Raw genomic sequence first — 17,161 nt, forward strand, 5'->3', positions numbered from 1 at the left:
GACAGGGCAATCCGCGCCCCGCATTTTTCAAGGAACACCGATGTCACTGCCTGAAACAGTCAATGCCGAATGGATCGACAACCGCGACGCATTGCAGGCGTGGCTGGCCGTGTTGCCGGCCGACGCGGCGATTGGCCTGGATACTGAATTCATGCGACGCAATACGTTCTATCCGCAGCTGGCGCTACTACAGCTTGGCTGGAACGGTCGCTATGCGCTGATCGACCCCCTCGCCTTCGAGATCGGCGATGCGCTGCAGCCACTGCTTGGCGATGGCCCGGCAGTCACCGTGATGCACAGCGCCAGCGAGGACCTGGAAACTCTCGCCCCGCTGCTGCCGAACGGCCCGGGACACCTTTTCGACACGCAGATCGCGGCTGCCTTCGCGGGCATGGGCCTTGGCATCAGCTATCGCGCGCTGGTCGCAGAGCTGGTCGGGGGGATAGAGCTGGACAAGGGCGAGACCCGCTCAGACTGGCTGCAGCGCCCACTCACGGCCTCTCAATGCACCTATGCCGCGCTGGATGTGGTCTATCTGAAAACCATCCACGAGCAGCTCAGCGAACGCCTGCAGCAGCGCGACCGCACCGCCTGGCATGCGGAAGACTGCGAACGGCTGAAGCGTCGTGCCAGCCATCGCGACGGCGACCCGCAACCCCAGGCGGCGATGCGTGGAGCTGCCGAATGGCCAGCCGCCCAACAGGCCTTGCTGCGCCGCCTGCTGCTGTGGCGTGACCGCAGTGCGCGCCGCCTCGACGTTCCGCGCCCGTGGCTGATGGACGACGCGCTGGCACTGAGCCTCGCCCAGCAACCACCCGCCGTTCTCGGCGACCTCGAGCAACGCAGCCGAGGTCAGCGCGCCCTGCGTTCGGCGCAGCGCAGTGAACTGTTCGATCTGCTCGCACCGGCGGTCAGCGCCGACGAAATCGCCGCCACGTCCGGCATCCCCGGACACCCTCAGGGCGAAGCAAAGAAAGCGCTAGCCGCCATGAAGCAGCTGATCGACACCCTCGCCATGGAGCTCGACCTGCCACCCGGCCTGCTCTGCCCGCGCAAGGCACTGGAGGAATATGTGGTCACCGCCGAGTGGCCCGAGTTTCTCGATGGCTGGCGCCGCGACGTGCTGCACGACCGTCTGCCGGGGCTGTTGCCGGGTTGATTCGCGAGCTCACGACGCCACCGACATATCCAAACGACTTCCGAGCTTCGGAGGTACGGAGGCCAGGACCGAACGCCTGATGAAGGCCAAGACCACCGCCGATCGCAAGACTGGCGGTGATCGACCAGGCCTCGCGGCTACTCGTTTGCTTTCAGAATTTTCTCGATCTCGTCCAGCGTCGAGTTGGTCAGCGTCTTGGCAAGCTCGCCCGTGATGCGCTTGGTCGTCTCGACGTGAAGCTGTGGCCTGATCTCGCCCAGTGTTTTCGGATCCGCAATCAAAAAGAGATGCTCGTATTCCTGCTTCAACGCGGCAGCATTCAGGCGATGGACGAGCTGCTTGGCGAAGGTCGCTTCGTCGTTCTGTTCCGGGCTTTCCTCGGGCGGCCGGTGACCTGATGGACCCTGCCCTTCCTCATCAACGACGTCGGGCTTGATGAGCTCTTCCTGCTTCAGGCGCAGCGCATCCTGCTTGCCGACGTTTTGGAATAGACGCGCCTGCGTGCCGTCAGCAACGACGACCCAGGTGCCAGTGGGAATTTTTTGCATCAGCTTCTCCTTGAGTTCGGCACACAAAGCGTTGTGCCACCCGCTCGAGCCTAGCCATCGGCGCGTGATGAGGTTGGGAACGACGAATAACGCGCCCTGACCTGGCCTCATTGCTCGCTCGCTTAGGCTGTTTGAGCTGCAGAACCCCAGGGGAAGCCGGGTCTTGGCGAACCCTGGGCGCACTGCTAACATTCCCGGCTCGTGTGGGGCGGTAGCTCAGCTGGGAGAGCGCTGCGTTCGCAATGCAGAGGTCGTGGGTTCGATCCCCATCCGCTCCACCAACGAATCAACAGAAAACCAAAGCATTCCGTCGCAAGGCGGGGTGCTTTTTTTTGCCTGCGTGCAAGCCATTGCCGGGGCTGGCCGAGTGACCGTTTGCCACGCCCAAGGCCTGCCGACGTAGGAACCCAGACCGAATGACGTAGGTTGGGGTGAGCGCAGCGATGCCCAACGTCGCCGCCTTGAGGAGTTCTGTTGGGCATCGCTGCGCTCACCCCAACCTACGCTAACGGTTGCGTGGCGAGTTTCGCTCAGCGGAGCATCATGGGATGTCGAAAAACCATCGCACCCATCGGCGCCCAACCAGCGCTTGACCGATGCAAGTGCGATTACGCACTTTTCCCGGCAGCTCGGATCGTGCGAGGCTCGCCCGTGGGAATCGTGCCTCCACTGTTCAACCTTGCTGATGTGCGATGACGGGAGTGGCCTGTCGTCGCGTCAGTCGCGTACCTGGAATGGGAAAAGCTGTGATGAAATCCATGGGATATTTCGCCTTCGCGTTCTGCGGTGTTCTTGCATTGCCGCTGCTGGCCAGCGCCGCCACGAGCGCGCCGGTATTCCAGTTGGGCGACGTGCAGAAAATCGTGAGCCTGCACGAGCCGCAGATATCGCCGGATGGCAAACGGATCGCGGTGATCGTCTCAACGCCGGACTGGAAGACCGACAAGAACCTGCAGGAAATCGACCTGGTGGACACGGCCAGCGGCGCGCGACGCGCCCTGACCTGGAAGCGCACAGAGCTTTCGTCGCCACGCTGGTCGGCGGACGGCACGCGACTGGCGTTCATCGCCAACGATGACGAGACCAAGCAGGGGCAGTTGTTCGTGATGTCGATGGACGGTGGCGACGCGATACGCCTTACCGAGGCCAAGCGTGGCGTGGATGCGTTTAGCTGGAGTCCGGACGGCAAGCAGATCGCGTTTATCACCGAGGACGAACCGGCCAACGAGAAAGCCATCAAGGAACACGATGATGCGTTCCAGGTGACTGACAACAACTTCCTGGTGCGGGCGGCGCTCACACCCTGGCACCTGTGGGTGGTAGCGAGCGCGGGCGGCTCGTCCAAACAGCTCACGCAAGGCACTTACAGCCTGCAGACCGACCAGCAGGACACACCGCCGGTGCCGGAGTGGAGTCGTGACAGCCAACACATTGCATTCACCCAATTTCCCAATCCGTACTGGGGACCGTCGTTCCAGTCAGTGATTACCGCAGTGGATGCGGGCGGCGGCGCAACGCGCACGCTGGTGTCAGACGGAGGCTCAACGAATTTCTCCTACGCACCGGACAGCGATACGTTTGCGTTCGTGCGACCACGCAACGGTGATCAGAACAACGGTAACGCGGTGTACGTTGGCACCAACGGCAACACGCGCGACGTTACGCAGGCACTGGCGCGCAATTTCGACACCTACGCCTGGCTGCCGCACGGCAAAGCGCTGCTGCTGGCGGGTGCAGAGGGCACGCGCCAGGTGCTGTGGGAGCAGCCGCTGGCGGGTGCCGCGAAGCCGCTCGATCTTGGTGACGTGGAAGCGAATGCGGAGCTGAGTGTTTCGAAAACCGGCGCGGTGGCTTTCGTCGGCAGCACCAAGACGCATCCCAACGAGTTGTACGTCATGGAGTCGGTCAGCGCCAAGCCGCGGCGGCTCACCGATGTGAATGCGTTCGTGGACGGTCTCACGCTCGGACGTACCGAGTCGGTCCAGTGGCAGGGACCCAATGGCTTCCAGGAAGACGGCGTCCTGACTTATCCGACAGGCTACCGCAGCGGCCAGAAATATCCGCTGGTGCTGGTTATCCACGGCGGCCCGGAAGCGGAATCCACTGTCCGGTTCTCGGCGTTGCCGCAGTTGCTGTCCGCCGCCGGCTACCTGGTGTTCCAGCCCAACTATCGCGGCAGCACCGGTCTCGGCGATGCCTACCAGCACGCGATCTTCCGTGACACCGGCGTAGGCCCGGGCAACGACGTGATGGCCGGCCTGGCAGCGGTGGAAAAACTCGGCATCGTGGACCCCGATCACATCGGCGTGACCGGTTGGTCGTACGGCGGCTACATGACGACCTGGCTTACCGGGCATTACCCGGTGTGGAAGGCGGCCGTATCAGGCGCCGCGCTCACCGACTGGGTGATGGATTACACCGTGTCCTATTACCAGCAGGGCGACACGTACTACTTTGGCGGCTCGCCGTGGTCTGCGAAATATCAGGACATCTGGCGGGAGCAGTCCCCGATTACTTACGCACACAACGTCACTGCGCCGACGCTGATCATGGGCGACGTGGGCGACCCCAACGTACCGCTGGTGAACAGCTACGAGTGGTACCACGCGCTGCGCGACAAAGGCGTCCCCGTGGAGTTCTACGCCTATCCGACCGATACACACTTCCCGAGCGACATCGTGCGCACCACCGACGTCTACCGGCGCTGGGTGGGCTGGATGACCGCGCACCTGTAGAGCGCTCTTCTCAGGGGCGCATATCTCTTGTGGGAGTGACTTCAGTCGCGATTGGGCTACCCGTCCCTTCAGGCCTATCGCGACTGAAGTCGCTCCCACAGGTTTTCGTGGATGACGATCAGCCCAGGTGGTCGTGCACCCAGCTCGCGTAGCGGTCGACGAAGTCCTGCAGGAATTTCTGCGTGCCCTCGCTGGCGATCCTGCCTTCGGCATCGATCAGCGATTCATCCTTGAAATGGACATACACCTCAGGTTGCGCCAGCAAGGGCACGTCCAGGTAAGCCAGCACATTGCGCAGGTGCTGCTGTGCCAACGCACTGCCGGTGGCGCCGACGGAGGCACCGATCACGGCACCCGGCTTGCCGGCAAACGAGTTCTTGCCCCAGGGGCGGGAGGCTATGTCTATCGCGTTTTTGAGCACGCCCGGAATGGAACGGTTGTACTCGGGAGTAACGAACAGCAGCGCATCGGCTGCCTCGATCTGCCGCTTCAACCGTTGCCCTTCAGCTGGGTAATGACTGTCGAGGTCCTGGTTGTACAGCGGCAGATTGTCGATCTGCACATGTTCGAAGCTGAGCCCCTCGGGCGCCAACCGCGCCACCGCAAGCGCCAGCCGCCGGTTGAATGACTCCCGCCGCAGGCTGCCCACCAATACCGCTACCTTGCTCATAAGCTGACACCCCGCGTCCAGGTTGAACTGCTTCGGCCAAACGGCCGCTGATCGGAGGAGCACGATGCCAGCCACTGCGCCAAGCCCGCGTGAGGGTGAAGGTACCCAATCACCATGCTCCAGCGCTGGCATGCCTCATGCTTAACTTAAGTTACGATGGCGGGGCCGGTTTATTCCGCCTCCATTCGTTTCATAATGGGGGCCGCAATGGGTGCGTCAGGAAGCCAGGCCAGGCCGCAAGGGGAGATCCTCACAGCGAACAGAGGAGCTTTGAAGGCACGCTGACCACCGCTTGGTGGGCAGGCGGTCAGTGAGCTCGTGACGATGATGTCGGGAGCACCATCAATCTGCCGGAGGCACGCGTTTTTTACGTGCAGTCCTGCAAGAGTCTGGCAAAACGGGGGGCGTCAGATGGAGAGGCTGATCACAGTACCGACACCAGGTCGCCTTTGGCGGCCATGGTTCGGTTTTGTGTTCGGCCTGCTGTGGGTGGCTGCTGCCTACGCAGCCCCTCTCCCGCTTAACGGCGCCTGGCGTGAGGTTCGCGCCGATGACACCCCGAAAATCGTGCTGGACAACTACCACGCCGGCCTGCTGAAAAGTTTCGATCCATCCTTGCTGCAACGGTTTCCCCGTCAGGCACTCGGGAGCTGGGTGGTGATAGCCCCGCAACCCCCCTGGGACGACGGCGAGCGCGTATTGACCATTTACCCTCCGCCGCTGGGCACGGTCACGGCATACGGCCCCGAGCGGACTCAGGCCCTGGCACTGGACGACTTCAACGTGCCGATTCACGGCCATGGCCGGCTGGCATGGCGGGTGCCTGCCACGCAGTGGGCATCGGCACCGATCCTGCTCAAGTTCGAGCCGTCACTGACGCTTAGCGCACCAGTACGGTTTCAACTGCAGTCCTGGGGCGACTATCTAAAGCAGGATGCGCAGTGGCTTGCGTTCGCCAGCGCCTGCTTTGCCGTGATGCTGGCGATGGTGCTGATGGCGCTGTGTTTCGCGGCGATGCTGCTCGACACTACCTATGCCTGGTACGCGGGCTACATCTTCTGCTACATGCTGGTTCAGGGGATTCAGACCGGCTTTCTGTTCCATCCGCTGGAGTGGCAGTGGCTATCCGAAATCGCCCTGCTTGGCGGCGCGGCAGCGGTTGCGCTGTCGGTGGTATTCGCCTCGCTGTTCATGATGCGGTTCTGCGAATTGCAACGGTACGCGCCTCTGCTGCGCGTGCCGATCATGGCGCTCGCGGTCGGCATGGTCCAACTGATGTTGATGCGCTGCAGCCATATCGCACTGTTGGTCGAAGTGGCGCAAATGCTGCTCAATCCGCTGCTGATGATCGGCGTAGCGCTGTTGTTGATTGCAGCGATCGTCACCGCCGCGCGCGGCTCGCGCCAGGCGTGCTTTTTCCTGGCCGGCTGGACGCCGTTACTGGTGCTTACTGCGATGACCAGCGCGCAGGCCAACGGTGCACTCCCCGAACTGGACTGGCTCAACGATGCCAGTCTGGCTGGCGGCGCGTTCCAGGCACTCATGCTGTCACTGGGCCTGGCCGACCGTGCACTCACGCTGCGCCACGATCGTGATGTCGTGCGTCTGCTGGCCGACCACGATGCGCTCACCAATGTACTCAATCGCCGCGCCTGGAGTGAGCGTGCCTGCGCGGTGTTGGCGGCCGCCCCCCCACGGCCCATCGCCATGCTGTTTCTTGATCTCGACCATTTCAAGCTGCTGAATGATCGCCAGGGTCACAACACCGGAGATCGCGCGCTGGTCGCTGTGGCCAAGGCACTGGCGAACGAATTGCGGCCGAGCGATCTGCTCTGCCGTTACGGCGGTGAGGAGTTCGTGGCCCTGCTCGACAGCACCGCAGCGGATCAGGCAATACAAGTGGCGACGCGCTTGTGCCGACGCGTGCATCGGCTGGAAATTTCGGTGAACGACGAGTCGCTGCTGCTCAGCATCAGTATCGGCGTCGCCATGCACAAGGACGGTGACAACGTGGAGTCACTGGTCGAACGTGCCGACCAGGCGATGTATAGCGCCAAGCTCAACGGCCGCAACCAGGTGGTGCTGTACGAAGCCGCCACGGTGCCGACGCTGCCGAATCCCCCGCGCATGCACGTCGTGGAAAAGCGCCGCAAGGATAGCTGAGCTGCCCTTGGCAGCCTGTCCAGGTTGTGCACCCTCCCCTGCTCGCAGGGGAGGGCTGGGGTGGGGTTGCTCTTTGCCGCAAGCAAAGATCAAAAGCCCCCCTCACCCCCCCCTGCGTGCAGAGGGAGGAGCAAGATCAGGCTGTGCTCGCTCCCCTGCTTGCAGGGGAGGGTTGGGGAGGTTGCTCTTGGTCGCAAGCGAACCAGGGTAACCTCAACGCGCAGCCAGTTCCCGCGCCGCCGCCACCACCTCAGCTTCACCCGGCAACACCAGCAAGGCTGCGCCGGCAAGTGGCGTGAACGTATCGGCGCCGACCACCCGCTGCATCGGTGTAGCACCACAGCCGCCCTCGACAATCGCGGTGATCACGCCCTCGCCCACACCGGCACTCTTGCGACCTTCGTCCAGCACCAGGATGCGTTTGGCCGTCTTCGCCTGCGCGGCGATGAACGCGTCGTTGAGTGGTGCCAGCCAACGCAGATCGACCACGCGAACCTGCCAGCCCTGCTCCGCTTCGATCTGCTTGGCGGCACGCAAGGCCATCGGCACGCCATTGCCGAACGTGAACACCACCAGATCGTTTGCAGCTTCGTTGTAGACGCGGCCTTCGCCCAACGTCATCGCCTGATCCAGCGCCGGATGGTCGAATTGCCATTGGCCGTCGCCGGCCTCGTACAGATCCTTGGTCATGTACAGCGCGATCGGCTCGAGGAATGCGCAAACCCGACCATCCACTTTCGCCAGCGCCATCATGGTGCGCAGCATGGTCGCCGCGTCGTCGCCGCGGCTCGCGCAACCGACAACCAGGCCCGGGATGTCGCGCAGCGCAGTGATCGAGTTGTCGTTGTGGAAATGGCCGCCGAAACCTTTCTGGTACCCCAGCGATGCGACGCGCATCACCATCGGATTGCGGTACTGGTCATTGGAGAAGAACTGCAGCGACGCCGCCTCACCGCGGATCTGATCGCACGCATTGTGGAAATACGCCAGGTACTGAATCTCCGGTAGCGGCAGCATGCCCATGTTGGCGTAACCCTGGGCGAGCCCGAGGATCATCGTCTCGTCCAGCAGTGTGTTGAACACTCGGCTGCCTTTGAACGTCTTGTTCAGGCCCTTGGTGACGGTATACACGCCACCTTTCTGTGCCACGTCCTCGCCGAACAGCAGCGCCTGCGGATATTTCGCCAGCAGATCGTGCAGCGCCTGGTTGATCTGAATCGCCAGATGCCGTGGCGGCAGGTTCTCCGGCAACTTTGCCTCGCCGCCGAACACAGCGAGGCGCTTCTCGGCGTAGTCAGCACGCGTGGCCTCGGCCTTCACCGCCGCCGGCGTGTACGGCGCGAGCGGCTTCATCACGTCCGCCAGCGACGTCAGGCGCGGGCGTGAATCGGCGTCCTCGGCGGCAGCGAAACAACGCTTGCGCGTGGTCTCGTAGAGATTCAGCAGTTCGTCCTTGCTGTACAGGCCCGACTCCAGTGCAATCGCCGCCGAACGCAGCAATGGATCGCTCGCCTCCACCGCGAACAGCTCCTCAATGCTGCGCCACTCGATCTCGAAATCGGTGCCGGCATGGCCCATCACACGGGTCGTCTTGAGATGCAGGAAGGTGGGTCTGCGTGTCGTGCGGCAATGCTCCACCGCGCGTTGCACCTGCGCGTAACCCTCAGCCAGATCGAGGCCATCGGCAAAGAAATAGTCGAGGTTGGAGCGCTGCTGAAAGTTGCTGGCGATCCAGTCAGTCGGCGTCTTCACCGAGATGCCGATGCCGTTGTCCTCGCATACGAAGAGCACAGGGGCCGGCAACTTTTGATAGGCCGTCCACGCCGCCGTGTTGAACGCGGTCTGCGCCGTGGCGTGGTTGCTGGACGCGTCGCCGAACGAGCAAATCGTGATGCTGTCGTTGGGGATCGGCAGCGTATGGCCGATCCGCCGCGCCTGCTCGATCGCAACGGCGGTACCCAACGCCTTGGGCAGATGCGAGGCGATCGTCGACGTCTGCGGCAATACCCACAACGGCTTGCTGCCCCACACCTTGTGGCGGCCGCCGGAAGCCGGGTCGTCTTTGCTGGCAGCAAATGACAGCGCCGAATCCGTTACCGGGTCCATCCCCGGCAGCTTGCGGAAACGCTCGGCCATGAAACCGCCGGAGCGGTAATGCAGGAATGCCGGATCCGTATGCCGGGTCAGCCGCGCTACCATCGCGTTGCCTTCGTGGCCGCTGGAACCGATCGTGTAGAACACTTTGTTTTGCACGCGCAGCACGCGCGCCATCAGGTCGAGGTGGCGCGAGATCAATTGCGATTCCAGCAACTCGCGAAAACCGCGCGCATCGAGCCCACTGCCCGGCAACACCGGCTGGTCGTCGCGCGGTGCCGTGTGCACATCGCCATCCCACAGCTGCACGAACTCGGTGAAGTTCTGATCGACGATCTCGGCACGGTTGAAACCCTTGTGTCGGGCCGACAGGGGGTACGGGGTGGCAGTCATGATGGCAAGCTGTCTCTTGGGGAACGGGGCGCCTGGTGCGGCAAACAGTGGATTATCGGCTGTGCGGCGATATATGCGCCAGTACGACAGGGGTTCCCCCTCTCCCCTTTGGGGAGAGGGCTGGGGTGAGGGGACAATCTTGCGATGAAGTTACATCGGAGGGGGCTTTGATCAACTTCCCCGCGAGCACCCGCCCCTCACCGCAATCCTCTCCCCAAGGGGGAGAGGAGGCAAACGCCGCGCAGCAAGTCGGCGCGTTGGCGATCCTTGGTACGTCCGAAGCTTTCGAGTACGCGGATCTGCTCGGAAATCGAAGGCACCGGCACGGCCAAACCGTTCACGCCGACCAGCACCATCTGGCTGATCCGCACGGGTTGCCATCCCTCGTCGCCATTCAGTTCCAGACCACCCATCACCTCGACCGGCAGCCCAGGAAAATGAAATCGCGCAAAACGTGAGCGAAAACGCTCGACGCCAGTCGGCTCGTAGGCATGATCCAGCTGCAACATCCACCGCGCGATCAACCGATCGGCATCGGCGCGACTCACCAGCACATCGACGTCCGCCGGCGCTACGTCAGCACCCATCAACTGAGCCGCCGCGCTGCCGATCAGACACCACGGATCGTCGCAAGTCAGCTGCAGCTCCGGCACGATCAGCGCCAGGGTGGCCTGCAAACCAGCATCGATCATGCGCGTCGGCGTCGCCATTCGTCGCGTGTCTGACCCCAGATTTCCGTCGGCGAGTTCTCGTACGGCGCTGGCAGCTTGCCGGGGCCGCGGCAGGTCGAACCCAATCGTTTCGCAAGCGCTTGCGAGGCATGGTTGTCCGGGTGGATCGAGTGGATCATCTCGGACCAGCCAAGGTGATCGAACGCCCAGTCGATGGACGCAACACACCCTTCATACGCATAGCCTTTTCCCCATGCTGCCCGCGCCAGGCCCCAACCCACCTCGGTGCCGGGCCAGTCGACCGGATGCCACGGTCCGAGCCGGCCAATCCACTGGCCGCTGGATTTCTCGATCACCGAGAACATCGCGAAGCCCTGGATCGACCAGGCGCCCGCCATGGTGAGGAATCCCCGCCACGCGGCCGCGCGAGACTGCTGACCGCCGATGAACTGTGCCGCCTCGGCGTCGGCCATGTTGGCCGCGTAGGCGTCGAAATCCTCCGCCCGGGTCGGGCGCAGGATCAGGCGATCGGTTTCGATGCGGATCTCGGAAATCGACAAGGCTCGGCTCCTTTTGCTCCCTCTCCCCCAGAGGGCAGGGGTGAGGGTTCGCCCAGCGCGCAAGTTGCACGCCCAACCGAACCTTCATCCGCCCTTCGGGCACCTTCTCCCCCGGGGAGAAGGAAAGATCGTCAGAATGCGTTGATGCCCGTCAGCTCGCGACCCACCACCAGCTGATGCACGGTCTCGGTGCCTTCATAGGTAATCACCGATTCCAGGTTCAGCGCATGACGGATCGCGCCATGCTCGGTGGTGATGCCGGCGCCGCCGAGAATGTCGCGGCATTCGCGGGCGATATCGATCGCCATCCGGCAGTTATTCCATTTCGCCAGCGACACCTGGGTCGGCTGCATCTTGCCGGCATCCTTCAGGCGACCGAGCTGCAGGCACAACATCTGCGCCAAGGTGATGCGGCGGGCCATGTCGGCCAGCTTCAGCTGGACCGCCTGATTGGCAGCCAGCGGACGGTCGAACAGGACGCGCTCTTTGGAGTAGTCCAGCACTTCCTTCAGACACGCCTGTGCCGCGCCGATCGGTCCCCAGGTGATGCCATAGCGCGCCTGCGTGAGGCAGCCCAGCGGTCCCTTCAGACCCTTCACATTCGGCAGCCGTGCACTGTCCGGCACACGCACGCTGTCGAAGAACAGCGCCGAGGTCACCGATGCGCGCAGGCTCATCTTCTTGTGGATTTCCTGCGCCTTGAAGCCGGCCGTGTCGGTCGGCACGATAAAGCCCTGGATGCCGTCCTCGGTCTGCGCCCACACGATCGCGATGTGCGCCAGGTTGCCGTTGGTGATCCACATCTTGGCGCCGTTGATTACCCAGTCGCCGCCATCTTTCCTGGCGTGGGTCTTCATGTTGGCCGGATCGGAGCCACCATGCGGCTCGGTCAGGCCAAAGCAGCCGATCACCTCGCCGGCCGCCATCTTCGGCAGGTAGGCTTGCTTCTGCTCCTCGCTGCCGTAGGCATAGATCGGATACATGCACAGCGAGCTCTGTACCGAGGCAAAACTGCGCAGGCCCGAATCGCCGCGCTCCAGCTCCTGGCAGATCAGGCCGTAGCTGACGGCATTCATGCCGGCGCCACCGTATTGCTCGGGAATCGTCGCGCCCAGCAAGCCGAGGCTGGCGATCTCGGGGATCAGCTCCTTCGGAAAGCGCGCCTGGTCGAAACAATCGCCGATGATCGGCAGCACGCGTTCATCGACAAAGCGCCCCACGGTGTCCTGCACCATGCGCTCCTCGTCGGTGAGCAGCGAGCGGACATCGTAGAGATCAAGGGGATTGAGACTGACAGCCATGGAAGCTCCAGGGACGAATGCGTAAAAACCGCTATTGTAGCGCGGCCCACGGAGCCTCGTAGCGGCGTAGGTTGGGGTGAGCGCCAGTGAGGCCCAACAATGTGGCGAACGTGATGTTGGGCATCGCTGGCGCTCACCCCAACCTACACAAGCGCTACATCCCCACCGAAATCCGGAAACTGCATGTTCAAAGGTGTGTTGCTCGGCTTCATGGCGTTCGCGGCCTATGCCTGTAGCGACGCGTTCGTGAAGCTGCTGCGCGGTTCGCTGCCTGCCTACGAGGCGGTGTTCTTCGGGGCAGCGCTAGGCCTGACTGCATTGCCCTTCATCCGGCACGGGGGCGCCCGCTGGCACGAGGTGGTGATTGCGCGGCGGCCTGGCCTGTGGCTGGTACGCGCCGCCGCTAGCGCGATCGGCAGCACCGCTGCCGTCATCGCTTTCACCGCATTGCCGATGGCTGAGGCATTCGCGCTGATTTTCCTGCTGCCGATCTTCGTGACCATCCTTTCGGTGATCCTGCTCAAGGAGCACGTCGGTTGGCGGCGCTGGTCGGCGGTGGTCGCCGGTTTTGTCGGCGTGCTGGTGGTGCTGCGGCCAGGCTTCCGCGCGCTAGGCATCGGCCATCTGGCCGCCACCGTCTGCGCACTCACCGGAGCTATATCGATAATCGCCCTGCGCGTGTCCGTTCCACACGAAAAGCGCATCACGCTATATGGCGCCGGCGTGATTGGCCCGTTGCTGGTCACCAGCATCCTGATGCTGTCGAACTTCGTCTGGCCCTCAATGCACCAATGGCTGTTGCTGCTCGGCTACGGCCTGCTTGCCGCGCTGGCCTCGGTGTTGCTGATGCTGGCCACCCAGAGGTCCCCTGCAAATCATGTCGCCCCCACCCAATACAGCCAGATGCTGTGGGCGGTGTTGTTCGGCTACGTGCTATTCCACGATCGGCTGGACTGGCCCATGTTGCTTGGCATCGCGATCATTCTCGGCGCCGGACTGTTCACGCTGGTTCGCGAAGAAAAAGTGACCCCATGGTGGCGCCGCGCACGGTTGGTTTAACTCTGGTGGGAAGGCAGATTATCCAAACGTTCGTTTTACCCATGACCTGAACATTGTCGCGTGACCTGATCCCATGAGGCCGTCGGTGACATGCGCGCGGTTTTGGAGCGTACTATCGGGTTCCCATTGGCTTGATCATGCGTGGGAGGACCCATGAAAGCTCATGCGCCGCTCATTTCGATCGTTGCGATCCTGAGTTTGTCAGCTTGCAATAGCCCACTACCGAAACCACCGGTCGTCGCGCCACCACCCCCACCGACCGAACCGGCCCCCACCAACGACAGCCCACCCGCCACCGTTCAAGCGGCAGTCGAGGCCGTGAAGAAGCAGTTGCTCGCCGTGCGCTACACGTTGGGTGACGAAGTACAGATAAAGACGCCAGTGGCCACACATCCCGTCTGGTGTGGGGAGCTGGATCAATCCGGGGAGTTCTGGGTAAATCGGATGGTGTTTTCGAATATGACGGTCACGTTGAGTTTGCAAACGATGTCGAAGTCCGACGACAAGGCAAACCTCGGCGTCGACCTTACCGTCTGGAATCTCGGCGCTAGCGAGGTCAATTCGAATTCAAACGCACAAACAGTGACCTATCTGTTCAAGCCCGAGTTCACGGAAGAGTATCCCGATCAATTGCGGGATGATCTGGCACCAGCAAAATTGGCAATCGCCCATCGCCTCGCTGGCGACCAGAGTCCTGATGTGGCCCCATTGCCCGCCGGCTATGAGCTCGCGAACGCCGTCGACAAGGCGGTGTTCGGACTGCTGGATACCGACCATAGTCAGGCACCATGCCTTACACCCAAGAAGTTGGGTGTGGCTTTGGCCATCCAGGTCGAATCCGACACATCAGCTACCGGTGGAGCCACGATTCAGGTGATCAAGGCAAGCGACGCTGCGACCTGGACCAATCAGCAGAACAACACGATTCGAATTGAATTCGATGACGAAAGAGGCAACACGGCGCAAGTTGCCGCTAAACCAGGCGCCGCTAAACATCACAAGGGAAAGGCCGCCAATACACCGACCAACTCTGGTCAAAACACCCCGCCGGCACCGAAACCAAAGAGCCAATAGGGGTGGGCGTTCGGAGCGCTCCGCAATCTTCTGATCGTCTGCCCGAGGCCGAGGGCGACTCTTGAGACCGCTGGCTTTCAACCGAATGTCAGCGGTTGCTCACCCCATGCGGCACATGCCCGGTCGCCACGTGTTTGCGCGCGGACTCCACGTTTGCCGGTGAATCGTCGAAGAAGATATCGGCACCAAACGCGTCCAGGAACGGCCCTTTGTCGCGGCCGCCGAGGAACAGTGCTTCGTCGATACGCACGCCCCAGCGACGCAGGGTGAGGATGACGCGCTTGTGCGCGGGTGCGGAGCGGGCGGTGACCAGCGCGGTGCGGATCGGCGAGTCTTCGGCCGGGAATGCGGTTTGCAGGCGATGCAGTGCTGTGAGGAAGCCACGGAAGGGCCCGACTGACAGCGGCTCGGCAGCGTGTTCGGTTTCGCTGCGGTGGAACGCTTCCAGGCCTTCCTCGCGCGATACGCGCTCACCCTCGTCACCGAAGATCACCGCGTCGCCGTCGAACGCGATGCGCAGCTGTTCGCTGGCACGCGCTGGAGCAGTGCTCGGCAGGATGGTGGCGGCGGCAACGCCAGCGGCGAGCGCGCGGCCGACATCCTCGGCATTGGCGGAGAGAAACAGGTCGGCCTTGAACGGGGCGATGTAGTCGGACGTGGGCGCGCCGCTGGTGAATGCGGCACGGCTGATTTCCAGCCCGTAGTGCTGAATCGCGTTAAAAATGCGAAGACCCGTGTCGCCGGAGTTGCGCGAAAGCAGGATCACCTCGACCGGCGGCACGTCGCCGGCCAGCTTGTTCAAACCCAGCAGCTTCTGCACCAGCGGAAACGCGACACCGGGCTTGAGAATCTCGTTCTCGTGGTCGATCTGGAAGCTTCGATATGCATCCAGACCATCGCGCTCGAACAACGCGTGACTGTCACCCAGATCGAACAGCGCGCGCGAGGAAATCGCCACCACCAGACGGTTGTCGCTGGCGGCAGTGGGATCATCGGCATCGGTGAGTGGGTGGATCATGGACACAGGTAGTTGAAGGTGGTGGTGTCGAATCTAACAAAAGGAAGTATGACTCGTGCCGAGTTTCTGCAGGAAACAGATTGCTTCCGCCCGTTCGCGCTCGGTTCGTGCTCCGCCCCCTGCCCCTGTCCGTTCCCCCTTCTTCTCCGTTCGCCCCGAGCGTAGCGCAGCGAAGTCGAAGGGTCGTCGTGGCGCACCCTTCGACTTCGGCCCTACAGGCCTACGCTCTGGGCGAACGGCTTGGCGGCTTGGCGACTTCACGGCTTGACGGCTTGGCGGCTTGACGGCTTGACGGCTTGGCGGCTTGGCGGCTTGGCGGCTTGGCGGCTTCACGGTTTCACTGCTTGACGATTTGGCTGAAACTCACCCTCACTCCGGCCCTCTGCTCACCCTCCGTCCCCTCTCCGTTCGCCCTGAGCGTAGCGCAGCGAAGTCGAAGGGCAATCTAGGCGCACCCTTCGACTTCGGCCCTACAGGCCTACCCTCAGGGCCAACGGCTTGACGGCTTGACGGCTTGGCGGCTTCACGGTTTCACTGCTTGACGATTTGACAGAAACTCAACCTCACTCCGGCCCTCCGCTCACCCTCCGTCCCCTCTCCGTTCGCCCTGAGCGTAGCGCAGCGAAGTCGAAGGGCAATCTAGGCGCACCCTTCGACTTCGGCCCCACAGGCCTACCCTCAGGGCCAACGGTTTGAGTGAATCGCACCGCCACTCAGGCAGCGCCTGTCGCTCATCGGCTTCCCACCCATGCATCATTCCGCCGCAAACTGCTCGTCGAGAATGCGCTGTTCAAGATTGTGCTCAGGATCGAACAGCAGCCTTACGCCCTGCCCGCCGGACTGCCGGATCGACACCGTACGCACGTCGCGCACTTCATGGAAATCGGCGGTAGCACTGACCGGGCGCTTGCCCGGATCGAGCACACGCAGGATCACTTCGGTGCGATGCGGCAGGATCGCGCCGCGCCAGCGACGCGGTCGGAACGGGCTGATCGGCGTCAGCGCCAGCACGTTCGCGTCCAGCGGAAGGATCGGCCCATGCGCGGACAAGTTGTAAGCCGTTGAACCGGCCGGCGTGGAAACCATGATGCCGTCGCACACCAGCGCCGTCAGTTTTACTTCGCCATTGAGCTGCACTTCAAGGTGGGCGGCCTGGTTGCTCTGACGCAGCAGCGACACCTCGTTGAAGGCTAGCGCGGTGTGTTCCTCGCCGGCCGCATCGGTCACTTCCATCTGCAGCGGAAACATCGAGGCGAGATGGGCCCGTTCGATCCGCTCCGGCAGCTCGTCGAGCCGGTACTTGTTCATCAGGAAACCGACCCGTCCCAGCTTCATGCCGTAGACCGGGACTTCCAGCGCGCGGTGCGCGTGCAGCGTGCGCAGCATGAAGCCGTCGCCGCCCAGCGCCACGATCAGTTCAGCCTGTTCGGGGGGCACATCGTCGTACCGATCCACCAGTTTGCGCCGCGCCTGTTGGGCGACGCTGGTATCGCTGGCGACGAAGGCAAAGCGCATGCGCGGAAACCCGACAGTGAGGTCAGATCAGATTACACAGCATGAACGCGCAAGACCATGCCCCGACCTGCCCCGATTTCGGCAGGAGAGCCTGCGCACCCGACAGCCTGTGGGAGATTCTATGTTTGCATGCAAGTGGTTTGGGGTAATTTGGGTTGATACTGCGAATCGGTCTTGAGCAGTGCGAAGGCGATACGGGCG

13 protein-coding genes and 1 tRNA gene are annotated in these 17,161 nt (G+C 62.8%); 6 read left to right on the plus strand and 8 right to left on the minus strand.

Annotated elements, in window-relative coordinates; genetic code table 11:
* Positions 1-40: 40 nt before the first annotated feature.
* On the plus strand, positions 41-1,159 hold the full coding sequence (locus tag HDE77_RS18605) for an HRDC domain-containing protein (protein ID WP_184419410.1): 1,119 nt from the start codon (positions 41-43) through the stop codon (positions 1,157-1,159).
* Between the two features lie 137 nt (positions 1,160-1,296).
* Here the strand turns inward: HDE77_RS18605 and HDE77_RS18610 are convergent, their stop codons facing one another.
* Positions 1,297-1,710: a host attachment family protein gene (locus HDE77_RS18610; protein ID WP_184419429.1), complete on the minus strand. Its 414-nt coding sequence runs from the start codon at positions 1,708-1,710 to the stop codon at positions 1,297-1,299.
* Positions 1,711-1,912: 202 nt separating this feature from the next.
* On the opposite strand from HDE77_RS18610, the gene HDE77_RS18615 reads away from it, so the two are divergent.
* Positions 1,913-1,988 (plus strand) — tRNA-Ala (locus HDE77_RS18615).
* A gap of 468 nt (positions 1,989-2,456) precedes the next feature.
* On the plus strand, positions 2,457-4,442 hold the full coding sequence (locus HDE77_RS18620) for a S9 family peptidase (protein WP_184419411.1): 1,986 nt from the start codon (positions 2,457-2,459) through the stop codon (positions 4,440-4,442).
* Between the two features lie 118 nt (positions 4,443-4,560).
* On the opposite strand, the gene HDE77_RS18625 is transcribed toward HDE77_RS18620, so the two are convergent.
* Positions 4,561-5,112 (minus strand): NAD(P)H-dependent oxidoreductase, encoded by a 552-nt coding sequence (locus tag HDE77_RS18625; protein WP_184419412.1) that lies wholly within the window; start codon positions 5,110-5,112, stop codon positions 4,561-4,563.
* Between the two features lie 411 nt (positions 5,113-5,523).
* On the opposite strand from HDE77_RS18625, the gene HDE77_RS18630 reads away from it, so the two are divergent.
* Positions 5,524-7,275 (plus strand): diguanylate cyclase, encoded by a 1,752-nt coding sequence (locus HDE77_RS18630; RefSeq protein WP_184419413.1) that lies wholly within the window; start codon positions 5,524-5,526, stop codon positions 7,273-7,275.
* Between the two features lie 213 nt (positions 7,276-7,488).
* Here the strand turns inward: HDE77_RS18630 and HDE77_RS18635 are convergent, their stop codons facing one another.
* The 4 genes from HDE77_RS18635 to HDE77_RS18650 all read right to left on the minus strand — a co-directional run bounded on the left by HDE77_RS18635 (position 7,489) and on the right by HDE77_RS18650 (position 12,294).
* The gene (locus HDE77_RS18635; protein WP_184419414.1) at positions 7,489-9,762 is read right to left on the minus strand and encodes a thiamine pyrophosphate-dependent enzyme; all 2,274 of its coding nucleotides are present in this window, start codon (positions 9,760-9,762) and stop codon (positions 7,489-7,491) included.
* 197 nt (positions 9,763-9,959) lie between these two features.
* Positions 9,960-10,454, minus strand: a complete 495-nt coding sequence (locus tag HDE77_RS18640) for a hypothetical protein (protein WP_255482809.1) — start codon at positions 10,452-10,454, stop codon at positions 9,960-9,962.
* Positions 10,451-10,993 carry a GNAT family N-acetyltransferase gene (locus HDE77_RS18645; protein ID WP_184419416.1) on the minus strand — a complete coding sequence of 181 codons (543 nt, stop codon included), beginning with the start codon at positions 10,991-10,993 and terminating at the stop codon, positions 10,451-10,453. Before HDE77_RS18645 ends, HDE77_RS18640 begins: the two co-directional genes overlap by 4 nt.
* Before the next feature lie 131 nt (positions 10,994-11,124).
* Entirely contained in the window at positions 11,125-12,294 is a 1,170-nt protein-coding gene (locus HDE77_RS18650; RefSeq protein ID WP_184419417.1) for an acyl-CoA dehydrogenase family protein, read from the minus strand.
* A 183-nt stretch (positions 12,295-12,477) separates the two neighbouring features.
* Between HDE77_RS18650 and HDE77_RS18655 the strand changes: the two genes are divergently transcribed.
* Both HDE77_RS18655 and HDE77_RS18660 read left to right on the plus strand, forming a co-directional pair.
* A complete protein-coding gene (locus HDE77_RS18655) occupies positions 12,478-13,353 on the plus strand; it encodes a DMT family transporter (RefSeq protein WP_184419418.1) in 876 nt (291 codons plus the stop codon).
* Positions 13,354-13,671: 318 nt separating this feature from the next.
* Complete coding sequence (locus HDE77_RS18660) at positions 13,672-14,427, plus strand: hypothetical protein (protein ID WP_184419419.1); 756 nt, start codon at positions 13,672-13,674, stop codon at positions 14,425-14,427.
* Positions 14,428-14,515: 88 nt separating this feature from the next.
* Here HDE77_RS18660 and HDE77_RS18665 read toward each other — a convergent pair whose 3' ends face one another.
* On the minus strand, positions 14,516-15,445 hold the full coding sequence (locus HDE77_RS18665) for a 5'-nucleotidase (protein WP_184419420.1): 930 nt from the start codon (positions 15,443-15,445) through the stop codon (positions 14,516-14,518).
* 753 nt (positions 15,446-16,198) lie between these two features.
* Positions 16,199-16,960, minus strand: coding sequence for an NAD kinase (locus HDE77_RS18670; protein WP_184419421.1), 762 nt, complete (start codon positions 16,958-16,960; stop codon positions 16,199-16,201).
* Between the last annotated feature and the right edge of the window lie 201 nt (positions 16,961-17,161).

Source organism: Rhodanobacter sp. MP7CTX1 (genome assembly GCF_014205795.1).
Taxonomy (GTDB): domain Bacteria; phylum Pseudomonadota; class Gammaproteobacteria; order Xanthomonadales; family Rhodanobacteraceae; genus Rhodanobacter.